At 40.6% G+C, this 18,431-nt stretch carries 13 protein-coding genes; all 13 read left to right on the top strand.

The annotated features are described in order from the left end of the window. Positions 1–98: 98 nt before the first annotated feature. A complete protein-coding gene (locus ACQKMH_RS07710) occupies positions 99–1,946 on the top strand; it encodes a bifunctional homocysteine S-methyltransferase/methylenetetrahydrofolate reductase (RefSeq protein WP_427587538.1) in 1,848 nt (615 codons plus the stop codon). After that, positions 1,939–5,388: a methionine synthase gene (metH, locus tag ACQKMH_RS07715; protein ID WP_427586821.1), complete on the top strand. Its 3,450-nt coding sequence runs from the start codon at positions 1,939–1,941 to the stop codon at positions 5,386–5,388. Before ACQKMH_RS07710 ends, metH begins: the two co-directional genes overlap by 8 nt. Before the next feature lie 99 nt (positions 5,389–5,487). Continuing rightward, positions 5,488–6,255 (top strand): polysaccharide deacetylase family protein, encoded by a 768-nt coding sequence (locus tag ACQKMH_RS07720; protein WP_427586822.1) that lies wholly within the window; start codon positions 5,488–5,490, stop codon positions 6,253–6,255. A 75-nt stretch (positions 6,256–6,330) separates the two neighbouring features. Next, a complete protein-coding gene (locus ACQKMH_RS07725; protein ID WP_427586823.1) occupies positions 6,331–7,101 on the top strand; it encodes a dioxygenase family protein in 771 nt (256 codons plus the stop codon). A gap of 354 nt (positions 7,102–7,455) precedes the next feature. Further along, complete coding sequence (locus ACQKMH_RS07730) at positions 7,456–10,308, top strand: 2-oxoglutarate dehydrogenase E1 component (protein WP_427586824.1); 2,853 nt, start codon at positions 7,456–7,458, stop codon at positions 10,306–10,308. A 1-nt stretch (position 10,309) separates the two neighbouring features. Continuing rightward, entirely contained in the window at positions 10,310–11,587 is a 1,278-nt protein-coding gene (gene odhB, locus ACQKMH_RS07735; RefSeq protein ID WP_427586825.1) for a 2-oxoglutarate dehydrogenase complex dihydrolipoyllysine-residue succinyltransferase, read from the top strand. A gap of 211 nt (positions 11,588–11,798) precedes the next feature. Next, positions 11,799–12,551: a DeoR/GlpR family DNA-binding transcription regulator gene (locus ACQKMH_RS07740; protein WP_427586826.1), complete on the top strand. Its 753-nt coding sequence runs from the start codon at positions 11,799–11,801 to the stop codon at positions 12,549–12,551. Then, entirely contained in the window at positions 12,551–13,471 is a 921-nt protein-coding gene (gene pfkB, locus ACQKMH_RS07745; RefSeq protein WP_427586827.1) for a 1-phosphofructokinase, read from the top strand. The genes ACQKMH_RS07740 and pfkB overlap by 1 nt, the downstream gene beginning before the upstream one ends. Before the next feature lie 4 nt (positions 13,472–13,475). Next, positions 13,476–15,368, top strand: coding sequence for a PTS fructose transporter subunit IIABC (locus ACQKMH_RS07750; protein ID WP_427586828.1), 1,893 nt, complete (start codon positions 13,476–13,478; stop codon positions 15,366–15,368). A gap of 420 nt (positions 15,369–15,788) precedes the next feature. After that, positions 15,789–16,025: a hypothetical protein gene (locus tag ACQKMH_RS07755; protein ID WP_427586829.1), complete on the top strand. Its 237-nt coding sequence runs from the start codon at positions 15,789–15,791 to the stop codon at positions 16,023–16,025. A gap of 622 nt (positions 16,026–16,647) precedes the next feature. After that, positions 16,648–17,052, top strand: coding sequence for a secondary thiamine-phosphate synthase enzyme YjbQ (locus ACQKMH_RS07760; protein ID WP_427586830.1), 405 nt, complete (start codon positions 16,648–16,650; stop codon positions 17,050–17,052). Positions 17,053–17,091: 39 nt separating this feature from the next. Continuing rightward, positions 17,092–17,667, top strand: a complete 576-nt coding sequence (locus tag ACQKMH_RS07765; protein ID WP_427586831.1) for a GNAT family N-acetyltransferase — start codon at positions 17,092–17,094, stop codon at positions 17,665–17,667. Between the two features lie 106 nt (positions 17,668–17,773). Then, positions 17,774–18,379, top strand: coding sequence for a cell wall hydrolase (locus tag ACQKMH_RS07770; protein ID WP_230155426.1), 606 nt, complete (start codon positions 17,774–17,776; stop codon positions 18,377–18,379). Positions 18,380–18,431 lie beyond the last annotated feature (52 nt).

Genomic DNA, 18,431 nt, shown 5'->3' on the forward strand with positions numbered 1-18,431 from the left:
TTTCAAAAAACCTTCTTCTTTGAGAAGGTTTTTTTTCTTTTCTCTCATACTCATAAAAAACGACAAAAACAGGATTGTTTTTGAGAGAGGGTGTAATGATGAATTTTCGTAAAGAATTAAAAGAAAGAATGTTAGTTGGCGAAGGGGCAATTGGAACCTTATTGTACTCTTATGGTATCGATCAATGTTATGAGGAATTAAATTGCACGAATCCACATCAAATAGAATCCATCCATCGCGCCTATTTAGAAGCAGGCGCAGATATCCTTCAATCGAATACATATGGAGCCAATTTCAACAAATTGAAACGGCATGGACTTGAAGATGAAGTAAGCAGGATCAATCGCCAGGGAGTCATCCTGGCTAGAAAAGCGGCAAAAGGCAAGGCATATGTCTTCGGTACGATAGGGGCGCAGCGGAGTATACGGAAATCGGATTTAAGCATGGAAGAAATTAAGCGAGGTTTTCGTGAACAGCTATACAGTCTGCTGATGGAAGATCCGGATGGAATTCTCCTTGAAACATTTTATGACCTGGAAGAACTGGAAACCGTGCTGCAAATCGTTAAAAAAGAAACGGAACTGCCAATCATCGCAAATGTTTCAATGCATGAACTGGGTAACCTACAAAATGGAATCCATTTAAATGAAGCATTTCAAAGACTGGAGCAATTGGGTGCCGATGTTGTTGGAGTGAATTGCCGTCTCGGTCCACATCATATGATTCGTGCCTTAGAAGAAGTGAATTTGCCAAAGCAAGCCTCGATTGCCATTTATCCTAATGCCAGTCTCCCGGATTATGTGGATGGAAGACTTGTCTATAAAGCAGTGCCGGAATATTTCGGTTCAAGTGCCCTGGAACTTCGAGAGCAAGGAGCAACGATCATAGGAGGGTGCTGTGGAACGACTCCTCTACACATTCAAGCTGTAAAGAATGCGATTGAAAGTCTGGTCCCAGTGAAAGAGAAAATTACGAAATCCCGTGAGATAGAAATAATTGAAGTGAATGATAGGGAATTGGAACTCCCTCTGTACGAAAAAGCCAAAACGGAAAGAACAATTCTTGTAGAACTTGATCCTCCGAAAAAGTTGGGAATAGAAAGTTTCATGACTGGTGCGGAAGTTTTGAAAAATGCAGGGGTCGATTCGATTACTTTAGCGGATAATTCACTTGCTTCACCAAGGATATCGAATGATGCACTTGCTAATTTACTGAAGAATCAATTGAATATAACGCCAATGGTGCATATAACATGCCGTGACCGGAATTTAATTGGCCTGCAGTCACATTTAATGGGCCTGCAGACGGTGGGGCTGAACGAGTTATTGATCATCACCGGAGATCCCTCTAAAATAGGGGACTTCCCTGGTGCCACTTCCGTTTATGATTTATCGTCGTTTGACTTGATAAGCATGGTCAAACAATTTAATGAAGGTGTCTCCTATTCCGGCCAAAGTTTGGGGCAACGGTCAAATTTTAAAATTGCCGCAGCATTTAATCCCAATGTGAAATATTTGGATAAAGCCGTACAGCGGATGGAAAAGAAGATTGCCTGTGGAGCTCAATCCTTTTTGACACAGCCAATTTATTCAGTTGAACAGATCGAAGAAGTATATGAAGCGACAAAACATTTAGAAACACCAATATTCGTTGGAATCATGCCCTTGACAAGCACACGAAATGCCGAATTCATCCATAACGAAATCCCGGGTATCAAATTGCCTGATAATGTTAGAAGGGCTATGGCTTTAGCAGGGAATGACCCAGTAAAGTCAAGAATTGAAGGCGTAAATATCGCGAGAGAGCTAGTGGACGCAGCAAGAGAGAAATTCAAGGGCATTTATTTAATCACACCTTTCCTCCGCTACGAAATGACGGCGGAACTTACGAAATATATTAGAGAAGTCGATAGTAAACAGACATCAGGGGTGGCAATACATGAATAAAAAAGCGATTCAAGAGCAATTGGATTCTAAGATTCTTCTTCTTGATGGAGCCATGGGAACAATGCTTCAGGCGGAGAATTTAACAGCAGAGGATTTTGGCGGGGAACAGTTCGAGGGCTGCAATGAGTACCTATCATTGACGCAACCGGAAATCATTCAATCCATCCATGAAAAGTATTTAGCAGCAGGTGCTGATATCATTGAAACAAATACCTTCGGAGCCACAAGCATCGTACTTGACGAATACCAAATAAGCACGATTGCTTACAAGCTTAATAAAATTTCAGCAGAGCTAGCCGTTAAAGCTTGTGAAAAGTATTCAAATGATGAATGGCCGAGATATGTAGCTGGCTCGATGGGTCCCACTACAAAAACGCTTTCCGTAACAGGTGGAACGACTTTCGATATTTTAACCGAGTCTTATGAAGAACAGGCACTCGGCCTATTGGATGGCGGAGTAGACTTGCTATTGGTGGAAACCTGTCAGGATATGCTAAATGTCAAGGCTGCCTTTTCCGGAATCAAAGCAGCTTTTGCTAAAACCGGAAAAGATGTGCCTGTCATCATATCAGGTACGATCGAACCGATGGGCACGACACTTGCTGGCCAATCGATAGAAGCTTTCTATTTATCTGTTGAACATATGAAACCAGTGGCAGTCGGACTGAATTGTGCAACAGGCCCGGAATTCATGATAGACCACATTCGTACGCTTGCAGATATAGCAAACAGCGCCATCAGTTGTTATCCGAATGCAGGACTCCCTGATGAAGAAGGTCACTATCATGAGTCACCGACTTCCCTTGCAGAGAAAATGAAGCAATTTGCTGAAAAGGGTTGGGTCAATATCATTGGGGGATGTTGTGGTACGACTCCTGAGCATATTAAGGAACTATCCAGGGTCCTTGAGGGCATCCAGCCCCGTACAATAACGGAATCTGCCCATGGCCATGCCGTATCAGGCATAGAGCCGCTCATTTATGATGATTCTATGCGTCCTTTATTTGTAGGTGAGAGAACGAATGTTATCGGATCTCGAAAGTTCAAAGAGCTAATTCGTGGGAAGCATTACGAGCCAGCTGCGGAAATAGCGCGTGCCCAGGTGAAAAAAGGCGCCCATGTCATTGATATTTGCCTTGCTGATCCTGATGGGGATGAGCTTGGCGATATGAAGGAGTTCGTAGAAGAGGTCGTCAAAAAAGTCAAAGTCCCATTGGTCATCGATACTACTGATGAAGCCGTACTTGAACAAGCGTTAAAACATTCACAAGGAAAATCCATCATAAATTCCATTAACCTTGAAGATGGTGAAGAACGCTTTGAAAAAATTGTACCATTCGTCCATCAATATGGTGCTGCCGTCGTGGTAGGGACGATTGACGAAATTGGGATGGCCGTCGATGCCGAACGGAAAATCGAAGTGGCTACACGGTCTGTGGACTTACTTGTTAATAAGTATGGAATAAACAAAAGTGACATCATTTTTGATCCACTGGTTTTTCCTGTTGGTACGGGAGATGAACAGTATATCGGATCTGCGTTAGAGACAGTGAAAGGAATTAAGGCTATCAAAGAAAAGTTTCCGGAATGCTTAACGATACTTGGCATTTCGAATGTTTCTTTCGGTCTGCCAGCAAGGGGAAGGGAAATTCTAAATGCCGTTTTCCTCTACCATTGTACAAAAGCCGGTCTCGATTATGCGATCGTGAATACAGAAAAACTTGAACGTTTCGCTCTAATACCTGAAGAGGAAGTGAAATTGGCTGAAGCACTCCTGTTTGATACATCTACAGAAACTTTAGCTATCTTTACTGAGTTTTATCGTGGAAAAAAAGCGGAGAAGAAGGACAATGGTGTCATTCTGCCATTGGACGAACGTTTAGGTAATTATATTATCGAAGGAACGAAAGAAGGATTAATTGAGGATTTAAATAAGGCCATTGAGCGCGGTGATACCCCATTGGAAATCATCAATGGACCATTGATGGATGGAATGAGTGAAGTGGGACGGTTATTTAATGACAATCAACTTATAGTTGCAGAAGTACTTCAAAGTGCAGAGGCAATGAAGGCGGCAGTATCTCACCTTGAGCCACTCATGGAAAACTCTGAAGATAGTGCTAAGAAAGGAAAAATCCTTTTAGCGACAGTCAAGGGAGACGTACATGACATCGGCAAAAACCTGGTGGATATCATCCTATCCAATAATGGCTATGAAGTCATTGATTTGGGAATCAAGGTCGCACCGCAACAAATCATTGAAGAGGTCCGTAAACATGAACCAACCATCATTGGCCTATCTGGTTTACTTGTTAAATCAGCACAGCAAATGGTTTTAACCGCACAGGATTTAAAACAAGCGGGAATAGACACCCCAATTTTAGTGGGAGGGGCAGCTTTATCCCGTAAATTCACCGATTTTAAAATATCACCAGAATATGGCGGCTCGGTTTTATATGCCAAAGATGCGATGGACGGTTTGGCTGTAACCAATATTTTGCATGATACGGACAAAAAAGTGGTGTATTTAGAGGAGTTGGTCGAGAAAAGAGAAAGATCGAAGGCTAATGCCGCTATTGCAGCCACATTGGAAAAACCAGTGCGGAAGCAGTCCACTGCTGCTCCTCTAAGCAATGTTCCTGTCCAAATACCACGTGATATCAAGCGTCATGTCCTGAAAAACTATCCATTGGATGTCATTCAGCCATACATTAATCGGCAAATGTTGATTGGGCATCATTTGGGGCTAAAAGGCAAAGTTGCCGAATTACTAAAACAGGGGAATGAAAAAGCAGTACAGCTGAATAGTCTTATTGATGAATTGATTGAATTCTTAAAGAACGAACCGGACTACGGCTTACAAGCGGTTTATCAATTTTTCCCTGCTCAAAGTGAAGGAGACAGGCTATTGGTATACAACCCGGATAATCATAAGGAAGTTTTGGAGACATTTGACTTCCCACGGCAAGATACGAGTCCGCACCTTTGTTTAGCTGACTTCGCCAAGCCGGTCTCCTCAGGTGAAATGGATTATGTCGGCTTTTTCTTGGTTACTGCCGGAAAAGGGATCAGAAAATGGGCAGAAAAGCTAAAGCTTGAAGGTGATTTCTTGAAAAACCATGCCCTTCAATCACTTGCTCTCGAAACAGCTGAAGGATTCGCGGAAAGAATACATCAATTAATGCGTGATGATTTAGGTATAAGCGATCCGATAGAAATGTCTATGAAAGAGCGTTTTGCAGCTAAGTATACGGGACAAAGATTTTCATTTGGTTATCCAGCTTGTCCTAATCTGGAAGATCAGGAGAAGTTATTCCGCTTGTTACAGCCTCAAGATATTGGCGTGGAATTGACTGAAGGATGCATGATGGAGCCTGAGGCTTCCGTTTCAGCCATTGTATTTGCTCATCCAGAAGCTCGCTACTTCAATGTCGATCGATAACACGAAGGTAAGGCAGCGGTATTTTTTACCGCTGCCTTATTGCGCATGAAACCCCTCGATTGGTACATCTTAATGGTCAAAAGGAAGGGGATGCAATTTATGAAGGATCTGCTTAAAATATTTCTTTCCATGGTGAGTTCTTTCATTATCATTTTGTCCATGACCAATGTGCAGGCCGTTAAAGTACATGCAATGGTTCCCGAAGAGATGACACCGCTCGTAAAAAGTAAAGAAGATCAGAAATTCGCTTATTTGACTTTCGATGATGGTCCATCTTTGAATACCATGGATATATTAGATATTTTGGACCGCTATCATGTTAAGGCAACATTTTTCGTAAAAGGTAATGAAGAACCATACGCAAAGGAATATTATCAGGAAATGATTTCCCGGGGTCATGTGATTGCCCTCCATTCCTATACACATGATTATTCCATCGTTTATCGATCAACTGAAAGTTTCTTTCAAGATTTGAATAGGCTTGAAACCATGCTGCAAAAAGAGTTTGGGATAAAAACCCGTATTGTACGCCTTCCTGGCGGCTCGAATAATCATCTTCGGCATCAGGCTGCAACCAAGCCCATCATAAATGGAATCCTTCAACAATTATCGGAAAAAGGGTATATTTACTTTGATTGGACCATCGATTCAACAGATGGCATCAGTCCATCAATAAGTGAACAACAAATCATTAATTCCGTACAAAAAGGGACGAAAGATCAAAAGCATGTTAATATCTTATTGCATGATATCAATAGTATGAAAAATACAGTGAAAGCATTGCCGGATATTATAGAATACCTAAAAAAAGAAGGGTATAACTTTGATACTATTGATGAGACAACTCCAAAAATACAATTTAATTGATGAACACATTGATTATATATAGTAAATTAAGGTATAAGGTATTGAGATTACATTGCGAAAGGATTTATCGTTTCTATGATGCCATCATTGTTTTTATCACATGGAACACCTCTATTAGCGTTGGAAAAGAATAGCTACACTTCCTTTTTGAAGGATTATATGAAAGATATGAATAAACCTGCTGCCATCGTTATATTGTCTGCGCATTGGGAAAGTGAGGAGCAGTTAATTTCGGCAGTGAAAAAGCATGAAGTCATTTATGATTTTGTTGGTTTTCCTGAAGAGATATTCCAGATAACATATCCTGCTCCGGGATGCCTGGAGCTGTCAGATCAAATATTGACCTTGTTGTCCAAGATAGATGTATGGGGCGAACTTGATGAAAGGCGCCCCCTTGATCATGGAGCATGGGGGCTTTTACACATCATGTATCCAAAAGCTGATATCCCGATCGTATCTTTGTCGATTAATCCTGACCTTCCATTAGACAAGCAGTATGAAATCGGGAAAGCTTTGAGGGAATTAAAGGAAAGTAATGTCCTGATCATCGGAAGTGGTGGAATTGTCCATAATTTCACCCATTTACAGAAGGATATGCTTGTGGCTGAGGGTTGGGCTATCAATTTTGAGAACTGGGTCGAAGATAAAATCATGAATTGGGATTTGGAATCTTTGTTTAATTATGAACAAATTGCTCCTTTTAGTACTGATGCTGTACCTTCCAAAGAACATTTCATTCCATTGGTCATCGCTATGGGCTCAGGAGATGACAGCAAAAAAGCGGCTCTCCTGCACAGGACTTTTCAATATGGGAATCTGAGTTTAACAGCTTGGAAGTTTGAGTGACTTAAAGTTTTTATTCTAGTTAAAAATACAGGAAATTGATCATTATACAAAAACTTTTTTTTAGCGAAAAATGACTTAAATGAGCAAAAAAGTCAATTAAAAGCGTATTATGACGAATTAAACAGAAATATAGTTGCAAAAAGGTTGCATAAAGTGGTTTAACCTTTGGATATTTCGACAAAAACATGTTAATATAACATCTGAAAACGTTTTATCCTTTAAAATTTTATTATTCAAATACCAAAGTTATTAATTATAAAAACATATATTTGGGGAAAAGTTAGAAGAAAGAAATTTGGGGATGGATAAAACGAAATGCAAAAAATTATGAGAGAAATTTGGGGGTTTACAAAAATGACCATCAAGGATGCTAAGGCATACGACCCATGGAAAGCTTTTTCTGGTCCAAACCTTGGGTATGTCATGGAGCAGTACGATCTATTTCAAGCCAATCCGGAAGAAGTAGATCCGGAACTGAAAAACTTCTTTGAAGTATCAGGTCCTCCTTCATTCGATGTATCGGCTGAAACAACAATCGAAAGTGCACCAACTGTACAATCTGGAGAAGTTCTTCCAATGAAGAAAATTATGTCTGCAGTAACGTTAGCGGAAAACATCCGTGCATACGGACATCTTGCTGCAACTATCTATCCTTTAAAAGAAGAACCACTGGACACTGAAGAAATTCACTTTGAAAAATATGGTTTGACTGCAGATGATTTAAGAAAAATACCGGCTGATTTAATTTGTCCAGAATCACCTGAAGACGTGAAAGACGGATACGAAGCCGTACAATACCTAAAACAACTTTATACAAAAACGATAGCCTTTGAATTTCACCATGTTAATGACTTGGACGAAAAGCAATGGCTTACAGATATGGTCGAATCCGGAAGCATGTTCCCGGAAGTGTCCAAAGATAAAAAGGAACTATTACTTAAGAGATTGAATGAAGTCGAAGGTTTTGAAAAGTTCCTTCATCGCACATATGTAGGACAAAAACGTTTCTCTATTGAAGGACTGGATACATTAGTGCCGATTTTAGATGAAATGATTTCACAAACTGTTCAAAATGGAACGGGTAATGTGAATATTGCCATGGCTCATCGGGGACGTTTGAATGTTCTTGCACATGTACTTGGAAAGCCTTATGAGGTCATTTTCTCTGAATTCCAACATTCACCTAATAAAGATTTGGTTCCTTCCGAAGGTTCAACAGGCATTAACAACGGTTGGACTGGTGATGTTAAATACCATTTAGGTCTGGATAAACAGATTACTAAAGCAAATATACAAAAAGCAAGAATTACACTTGCCAATAACCCAAGTCACTTGGAAGTAGTCGGTCCAATCGTGGAAGGGTATTCTCGTGCGGCACAAGAAGACCGTTCAGAAAAAGGATTCCCTGTTCAAGACATTTCCAAATCACTTGCAATCCTAATTCATGGTGATGCAGCATTCCCTGGTGAAGGAATTGTACCGGAAACGTTTAACTTAAGCCGTTTACGCGGTTATCAGGTTGGCGGAGCTATCCATATCATCGCCAATAACATGATTGGTTTTACAACGGAAAGTGAAGATTCACGTTCAACCAAATATGCTAGTGATTTGGCAAAAGGCTTTGAAGTGCCGATCGTACATGTTAACGCAGATGATCCAGAGGCATGTATTGCCGCTGTGAACCTTGCGAACCAATATCGCGAAAAATACAAAAAAGATTTCTTGATCGACCTGATCGGTTACAGACGTTTCGGCCATAACGAAATGGATGAACCGTTGGTGACACAACCTGAAATGTATGCATTAATCCATAAGCACCCAACCGTTAAAGAGCTTTATGGTAAAAAACTCATTCAATCCGGCGTGTTCACTGAAAATGAAGTTAAAGCAGTTGCTGAGCAAGTGGATACAAGACTTGCAGATGCGTATGCGAAAATTTCCGGAAATAAACCGGAAGCTTCTAAAGAGTGTAACCCTCCTGGCATTATTGAAAAAGGACTTCCAGCCATTGAAACGGCAGTTTCGAAACAAGAACTGGTTTCAATTAACGAAGAACTTGTTAAGTGGCCTGAAGGATTCACCCCTAATAAAAAATTAGGAAAGATTTTATCACGTCGTTTAGATTCCTTTGGTGCTGACGGTAAAATTGATTGGGCTCATGCTGAAACACTTGCATTTGCATCCATCTTGAGTGACGGTACTCCAATCCGTTTGACAGGACAAGATTCAGAACGTGGAACATTTGCCCAACGTAATATCATGTTACATGACAGTGTTAATGGAAAAACATATTCACCACTTCACACACTTGATACTGCTAAAGCTTCTTTCGCTGTTCATAACAGCCCGCTTACGGAAACGGCAGTTCTTGCTTATGAATATGGTTATAATGTATTCGCACCTGAAACACTTGTACTATGGGAAGGCCAATTCGGTGACTTTGCAAATACAGCACAAGTGATCTTTGACCAATTTATCGCGGCAGGCCGTGCAAAATGGGGACAAAAATCAGGTCTTGTCATGCTGCTTCCGCATGGTTATGAAGGACAAGGACCAGAGCATTCCAGTGCACGCCTAGAACGTTTCCTTCAATTGGCGGCTGAGAACAACTGGACAGTTGCTAACTTAAGTTCGGCAGCTCAATATTTCCATATCCTTAGAAGACAAGCCAAGATTTTGGATCAAGAGCAAGTACGTCCACTTGTCATCATGACACCTAAGAGCATGCTTCGTAATCAAGTGATGGCCTCTACAGCTGAAGAATTCAGTGAAGGCTCATTTGAGTCATTCGTAGAAACAAAAGCACTAGGCAAAAAACCTAAATCGGTTGAACGCATTGTTTTTGCATCAGGTAAATTAGCGGTTGAACTTCGCGAAAAAGCGGCAGCTGAACAAAAAACGGATTGGTTGCAAATCATCAGTATCGAAGAAATCTATCCATTCCCGTTCACTGGCGTTCAAGAAGCGTTGAAAAAATATACAAATCTTAAAGAAATCTTCTGGGCTCAAGAAGAACCTAAAAACATGGGGGCTTGGACATTTGTTGAACCACGCCTTAATGCAGCGGCTCCTGGTAACCTTTCAGTAACATATATAGGAAGGAAGCGCAGATCAAGCCCGGCTGAGGGAGATCCACTTGTCCATAAAAATGAACAACAACGGATTATGACTCAAGCAATAACACGCAATAATGAGGGGGAGAAATAAAATGGCTGAAGTAAAAGTACCTGAATTAGCAGAATCAATTTCTGAAGGATCTATTGCGCAATGGTTAAAACAACCCGGTGACCACGTTGAAAAAGGGGAATATGTCCTTGAACTGGAAACGGATAAAGTAAACGTAGAAATCATTTCAGATTATACGGGTACACTTTCGGAACATTTAGCAGAAGAAGGCGATACTGTCCAAGTTGGACAAGCTATCGCTATCGTTGATGAAAATGGATCAGCTGCAGCAGCTCCAAAAGCGGAAGCTCCTAAGGCTGAAGAAGCCAAAGCAGAGCCAGCTAAAGCGGAAGAAGCTCCAGCTCCAGCTCCTGTTAAAGAGGCTCCTAAAGCAGACACGAAAGAAGCATCATCCACTCAACAAGTTATTGCTTCACCAGCTGCAAGGAAATTGGCACGTGAAAAAGGAATCGACTTGACTCAAGTTCCTGTAGCCGATCCACTTGGTCGTGTACGTGTACAAGACGTAGAAGCTGCAAGTAATGCACCTGCGGCACCAGCTGCAGCTCCAAAACAAGCTCCTGCAGCCAAACAAGCAGCAGCTCCTGTTGAAGTGAATGATGATCGTATTGAAGTGGTTAAAATGACTCGCCGTCGTCAAACCATTGCCAAGCGCCTAGTTCAAGTACAATCCGAAGCAGCCATGCTTACTACTTTTAACGAAGTCGATCTTTCAGCAGTCATGGAATTGCGTAGCCGCCATAAAGATTCTTTCGTGAAAGCAAATGATGTTAAACTTGGTTTCATGTCATTTTTCACTAAAGCAGTCATTGGCGCATTGAAGAAATATCCGTTATTGAATGCAGAAATCAAAGGCGACCATATCCTTAAAAAGAATTTTTATGATATTGGTGTAGCCGTATCCACTGACGAAGGTTTAGTCGTTCCGGTTGTAAGGGATGCTGACCGCAAAAGCTTCGCTGAAATCGAAAAGAACATTTCGGATTTAGCTGTTAAAGCGCGTAACAATAAACTAGGACTTTCAGATTTATCTGGTGGAACTTTCACCATTACAAACGGAGGGACTTTCGGTTCCCTATTATCTACACCAATCTTGAATGCCCCTCAAGTTGGAATCTTGGGCATGCATACAATTAAGACACGCCCAATCGCTGTTGGAGATCAAATCGAAAACAGACCAATGATGTACCTTGCATTATCTTACGATCACCGTATCGTTGATGGTAAAGAAGCAGTTGGATTCTTAGTAGCAATCAAAGATATGCTTGAAGATCCAGAGCAACTTTTACTTCAAGGTTAATGAAATAATATGTAAAAACCCCTCTGTCATAATGACAGAGGGGTTTTCTGTGTAAATAAAAAGGCGTATTTTAATAGAAAATAAAAGATAGGGAGACTGGATGAATGGTTTTGAAAGAAATTTTGAATGAATTTGAATATTTTTAAACGTTTGTGATTGATTATTGTTACTTTTTCATATATGATGATGATATTAAAGTGAGGTGGGCGGATTGCTGACAACTGAAAGGCACCAGATCATCTTATCGATCCTTAAAGAACAAGGAACGATAAAGCTTCAGGAGCTTGTAGATCAATTACAAGCCTCGGAGTCGACCATACGTAGAGATTTAGTGCAACTAGAAGAAATGAAGCTCTTGAAACGTGTGCATGGCGGGGCCTCTTTACTTCAAAGAAAAGGCCTTGAACCAACTACTATGGAAAAGCTAAATAAAGCAATTGCTGAAAAACAAGGGATAGCAAAGCTAGCGTCTACATTCATTGAGAAAAATGAATGTATATATCTTGATGCTGGTACTACAACTGCAGAAATGATTCCTTATTTAAAGGATAAGAATGTAACTGTCCTGACAAATGGTCTTATGCATATTCCAAAACTGATCGAATTGGAAATCAAGACCGTTTTAGTTGGTGGAACGATAAAATTCTCGACAAATGCAGTTATTGGAAGTAATGCTGTACAATTTTTAAATGAATACCGTTTTGATAAATGTTTCTTGGGAATGAACGGAATCCATCAAGAATTGGGTTTTACAACTCCGGACCCGGAAGAAGCTCTACTGAAGAAAATGGCATTACGCCTTTCTAATGAAACCTATGTGCTTGCTGACAGTTCAAAACTGAATGATGCCACTTTCGCAAAGGTTGCAGATGTAAGCGATGCCATCATCATTACTGATTGCAATGATGAAGAGGCGATTGCTCAACTTCATAAAAATCCTCAGGTAAAGGTCGTGACCATTTAATGATATATACAGTGACACTAAACCCATCCATCGATTATCTGGTCGAAGTGGAAAGCTTTCAAATAGGCAAGGTGAATCGAACTAGTTATGATGCCAAATTCCCAGGAGGGAAAGGGATAAATGTTTCCCGAGTGCTTAATAGACTTGGAAATGATACGACAGCTTTAGGATTCATCGGGGGACAAACTGGTGAATTTGTAAAAAGATTTTTAAGACAAGAAGAGATCTTCACCGACTTTACAGAGATAGCGGGAGATACAAGAATCAACATTAAATTGAAAACTGGGTTGGAGACCGAAATTAATAGCCAAGGGCCAGTTATATCTAAAGGGAATTATCAACAATTATTTAGCCAGATTGAACAGTTGCAAAATAATGATATTCTCATTTTGTCAGGCAGCATCCCTTCAAGCGTTCCTTCGGATGTATACGAAGCCATGGCTAAATCTTGTTCAGATAACGGCATTAAAGTGGTGGTAGATACAAGTGGTAAGGAATTATTGAATGTCCTTCCACATCGGCCATTTCTGATAAAGCCTAACCATCATGAATTGGGTGACCTTTTTTCTACTGAAATTAGAACTGTGGATGATGCTATCGAATATGGCACTAAATTGGTTGAAGCAGGAGCACAGAATGTCATTGTTTCAATGGCAGGACAGGGTGCCGTGCTTTGCTCAATGGGGGAGTCATATTCGGCAAATGTACCAAAAGGAAAAGTCATTAACTCAGTGGGCGCCGGTGATTCCATGGTGGCTGGTTTCATAGGGACATATGAAAAAACTGAGGATATATTATCTGCTTTTCGATTCAGCCTTGCAGCAGGGAGCGCAACAGCCTTCTCATCCGATCTTTGTACTTTGGATAAAATCGAAGAGTTATTACCGCAAATTGATATCGTTCAACTAACAGGAGGCTGACTCTATGAAGATTACAGATCTATTAAAATTGGATACAATCATAATCAATTTACAAAGTGTTACAAAGCAAGCTGTCATTGATGAACTATCAGGGCAGTTAGCCAAGGCTGACAGATTAAATGATGGGGAGGCTTTCAAAGCCGCTATCTTAAAACGTGAAGAACAAAGCACAACAGGGATTGGTGAAGGGATAGCCATTCCACACGCTAAAACAAGTGCTGTAAGGATTCCTGCCATCTGTTTCGGTAAATCAGTTAATGGAGTGGATTATGAATCGCTGGACGGCCAGCCAGCCCATCTGTTCTTTATGATTGCAGCAAGTGAAGGTGCGAATGCGGATCACTTGGAAACCCTTTCCCGGCTTTCATCACTTCTGATGGATGATACATTCAGAGCCAAATTGATGTCGGCTTCCTCTGGTGAAGAAGTGTTAGAGATCATCAATCAAAAAGAACTGGAAGCGGATGAAGAAGAAAGAGAAGAGAGGCAATCAAATAACGGTGATAGCAGTAATAAAAAAGGAAAAATCCTTGCCGTTACAGCCTGTCCAACAGGAATTGCCCATACTTATATGGCAGCTGATGCGTTAAAGGCGAAAGCGAAAGAAATGGGAATTGATTTCAAAGTAGAAACAAATGGTTCAACAGGAATCAAGAATGGTTTAACATCTGCCGAAATTGAAGAGGCGGATGCAATTATCGTTGCAGCGGATAAGCAGGTGGAGATGGATCGTTTTAATGGAAAACATGTCATCATTGTTCCGGTTGCCCATGGGATTCGGAAGACCGAGGAGCTATTAACAAGAGCTTTGAATCAAGATGCCCCTGTTTATAATGGAAATGGAAATGATAAAAGTGATGAAGGTGACTCTTCAAAAGGAGGGCTTGGGATATACAAGCACTTGATGAATGGTGTAAGTAATATGCTTCCATTTGTTGTCGGAGGCGGTATCTTGGTTGCGCTTTCTTTCTTTTTTGGAATCGAGGCAGCCGATCCCGCTAATCCGGATTATAATCCCATTGCCAAAGCATTAAGTGATATCGGGGGTGGAACGAGTGGTGCCTTCTTCTTACTTGTCCCTGTCCTTGCCGGATTCATTGCTTCGAGTATAGCCGATCGACCAGGTTTTGCTCCTGGTATGGTTGGGGGATTATTGGCAGCACAAGCGAATGCCGGTTTTCTTGGTGGACTAATAGCCGGTTTCCTTGCAGGTTATGTCGTCTTACTTTTAAAGAAATTGTTCTCCAAGTTACCACATACACTCGAAGGCATTAAACCAGTTTTACTTTATCCTGTCTTCGGAATGTTAATTACAGGTTTGATCATGCTATTTCTCATAAATGAACCAGTAACCGCAATTAACATGGGCTTGACCAATTGGCTGCAAGGTTTATCTGGTACGAACGCAATCTTCCTTGGATTGATTCTTGGGGGGATGATGGCTGTAGATATGGGTGGTCCCCTAAACAAAGCTGCCTTTACATTTGGGCTAGCGGCCATTGAAGCTCAAAGTTTCGGACCGCATGCTGCTGTAATGGCTGGTGGAATGGTTCCTCCTCTAGGGATTGCCTTTGCCACTACATTCTTTAAAAGCAAATTCACTGAAATGGAAAGAAAATCAGGATTCACTAATTACTTCATGGGTGCTTCGTTCATTACAGAAGGAGCCATTCCTTTTGCGGCAGCGGATCCATTGCGTGTTATCATCAGCAGTGTTGTCGGTGCAGCGACAGCGGGAGCACTATCAATGGCTTTTAACGTGACTCTCCCTGCACCACATGGTGGAATATTTGTTATCCCACTTGTCAATCACCCATTTCTCTATTTGCTGGCCATTTTAATAGGATCCCTCATCACCGCCTTACTATTGGGGTTCTGGAAAAAGAAACAGATATAAAAAACACTGAAAGAAAGCGGGTCCAAGTACATTGGATTCGCTTTCAGTTTGTAGACAAAAAGGTTTCGGAATGGTCTCATTCCGAAACCTTTTTGATTTTTTATTGGATTTGAAGCAGTTATAGATAGAGGCTCTAAGAATGGCTATCATGCTTATTGTCGGCTGCCGCATGAAACGAATAGTCAAACGGTTTTGCTCTCTTGCACATAGTAGCCACTCTTTAGAATCAGTTGTACTTTCTTTAATCTCTTTGTTTTTTTCATCGAGCTTTGTCTAATTGGGTTTTCACAATATTGAAGTGATAATGTATCTATAAGAAAAATCATTGTAGATAGATGTTTGTTACCGATTAACGAAACTTATCAGTCATTAAGAACGTACAATATTGTAATGATGACCAAAAACAGGGAGGGAGAAAGTATGGACTTGACCCCAAAACAACGAAGCTTGTTGCTATCATTAACCACTGATTGGCAGACACCGATGCAAATTGCCGGCCGTCTTCCGAAAGAATGGGGAAATCTATCCAGTGTAAATCAGTTGCTTAAAGATTTATTGCGTGAAGGATTGGTGCAAGCTAATCCAGTTATGTTCGGTCTGTTCCGATTAACCACGGATGGCACGACCATAAAGGAGTTAGAATTGGGTGAGAACTAATGAAAAATCGGCAACGTACACAAGAGGATAAAATTCATTTTATTCGATTAGCTGTTTTTTTAATCGTAAATCAACAATAAAAATTAACATAGCCTAAAACAAAAAAGACTGTAAACAAAAAGAGTTCTATCTAACATGTTAAAACAAAGTTGATTGGAACGGAAGGTGCGAGACTCCTGCGGGAATACGCGTCCAAGGGAGACCCCGCAGGCGCAAAGGCGCCGAGGAGGCTCCCGGACCGCCCGCGGAAAGGGAGTGCCTGGAGGGGAAATCAACATATACAAGCGCTAGATGGGATTATTCGCGCAGTCCTCAATTGATCAATCCGTATTCAAACCATATTCCCCCATAGCTTTTAAGGCTGCAGGTTTCTCTTTTAACAATATAATCTCCGAGAAAAACTTCCTCAATCGGTCGAAGAGGCTAATTGGAATTGTGATTTAAAATACCCCCTCATTGCTAATAAATCCAATATTAAAACAAAAAAATAATAAGGGTGGCTTAATCTTTTGATTACAGTCGATAAGTTTTGCTAATCTTAATATCGACTGGTTTATTAAAGCATGAATTTTTATGTTTATGGGTAAAGGAATATCTAAACGAACAAAAGGAGTGAACGGACATGTTGAAGAAAAATATCTTAAAAACGACTAAAAGGGATGATATGATTGATGTTACGACAGAAGTACAGGCATTCATCTCGGAAAGCGGGATTCAAGAGGGGATAGCTCTTATTTATTGCCCACATACAACTGCTGGGATCACGATTAATGAAAATGCAGATCCAGATGTCAAAAAGGATATGCTTAGACGATTGGATGAGCAATACCCATGGAATCATACTTTGGATTTACATATGGAAGGAAATACAGCAGCCCACTTGAAATCAAGTACGGTTGGTTCTTCACAACAGGTGGTCATTCATAAAGGGAGTTTAATCCTTGGTACATGGCAAGGGGTGTATTTTTGTGAATTCGATGGCCCTAGAGAGAGACAATATTTTATAAAATTAGGTGTCGACCGGTAAAATCGTAGGTTCACAAAGGATGAAGTGGGAGGAAACGGATTGGATGATGTTTGGATTGAAGGAAGCAGAGTAATATTGAGGAACGTTAAACAAGCCGATTTAAAACGTTTGTGGAGCCTGAAATATGGAGAAGTCAATCCAGAATGGAAAAAGTGGGATGCCCCTTATTACCCTCTTGAACTCATTGATTTCAATACGTATACCGATAAAGAAACGAAGCATAGAGCCTATGATGAGAAGGTGGGAGCTTACTCCGAGCTTTTGATGGAGAAAAATAATCAAATAATCGGTTCGGTTGTATATTATTGGGAACATGAACCATCACGTTGGCTTGAAATCGGCATAACGATTTTTAATCCTAAGTATTGGAATGGCGGTTATGGAACCGAGGCATTAAAGATGTTTATAGGCTATTTGTTTGAACATATGATTATTGAACGAGTAGGACTGACGACTTGGTCAGGTAATGAGCGTATGATGGCTGTTGGAGAAAAAATAGGAATGCAGGTAGAGGGAAGAATGAGAAAATGCCGTTATGTTAATGGATTTTATTATGATTCAATCAGAATGGGAATACTGCGTGAAGAATGGGAATCTTTAAAATATCGAAGTTAACTGATCTATGTAATTATTTTCCTTGTTTTCCTTGGAAAAAATTTAGCACTGTTTTATCTAAAAGGGTCTGTTATCCTAGGTAGATGCTTAACGAGGAGGTTACAGGATGAAATTATCAATATTAATACCCGTGATAATAACTCTAAGCGTCATCGTTCTTGGGATAGTTTTTCCTAAAGGAACGACCAGTAAAGCTTCTGATGGGGCAACCGAACATGTCATCAAACAAGGTGAATCGATATGGGATATTGCGAAGCAGTATGGAGTACCAATCGGAAAGTTAAAAGAAGTCAATCATAATGTCAATAATGTTGCCGAGCCTGGTAAAACATTGATTATTCCACATGTAATGAATGAAAAAGATAAAGAATTATTGGCAAGACTTGTGCACGCAGAAGCAAAAGGGGAGCCATACAGAGGAAAGGTAGAGGTAGCAGGAGTAGTTTTGAATCGCCTTGATAGCAAAGAATTCCCTGATACGGTCCGGGAAGTAATCTATCAAAAAAATCAATTCTCGCCTGTTGGTGATGGCAGCATAAACAAACCTGCCGGAGCTGATGCCAAGAAGGCTGTCAATGAAGCGTTAGCAATTCATGGTTACACAAATGATGCATTGTATTTCTGGAACCCGAGTATTTCGGACAGTGAATGGATGAAACATTTGGAGGTAATCAAAATTATCGGCGGCCACCATTTTGCTATATCAACTTAAATGAAGAACCGGCACACCCGTGTTAAGGGAGAGCCGGTTTTTTACCTATAAA

Origin of the sequence: Peribacillus sp. NPDC097895, from assembly GCF_050277555.1 — a bacterium.
Taxonomy (GTDB): Bacteria; Bacillota; Bacilli; order Bacillales; family DSM-1321; genus Peribacillus.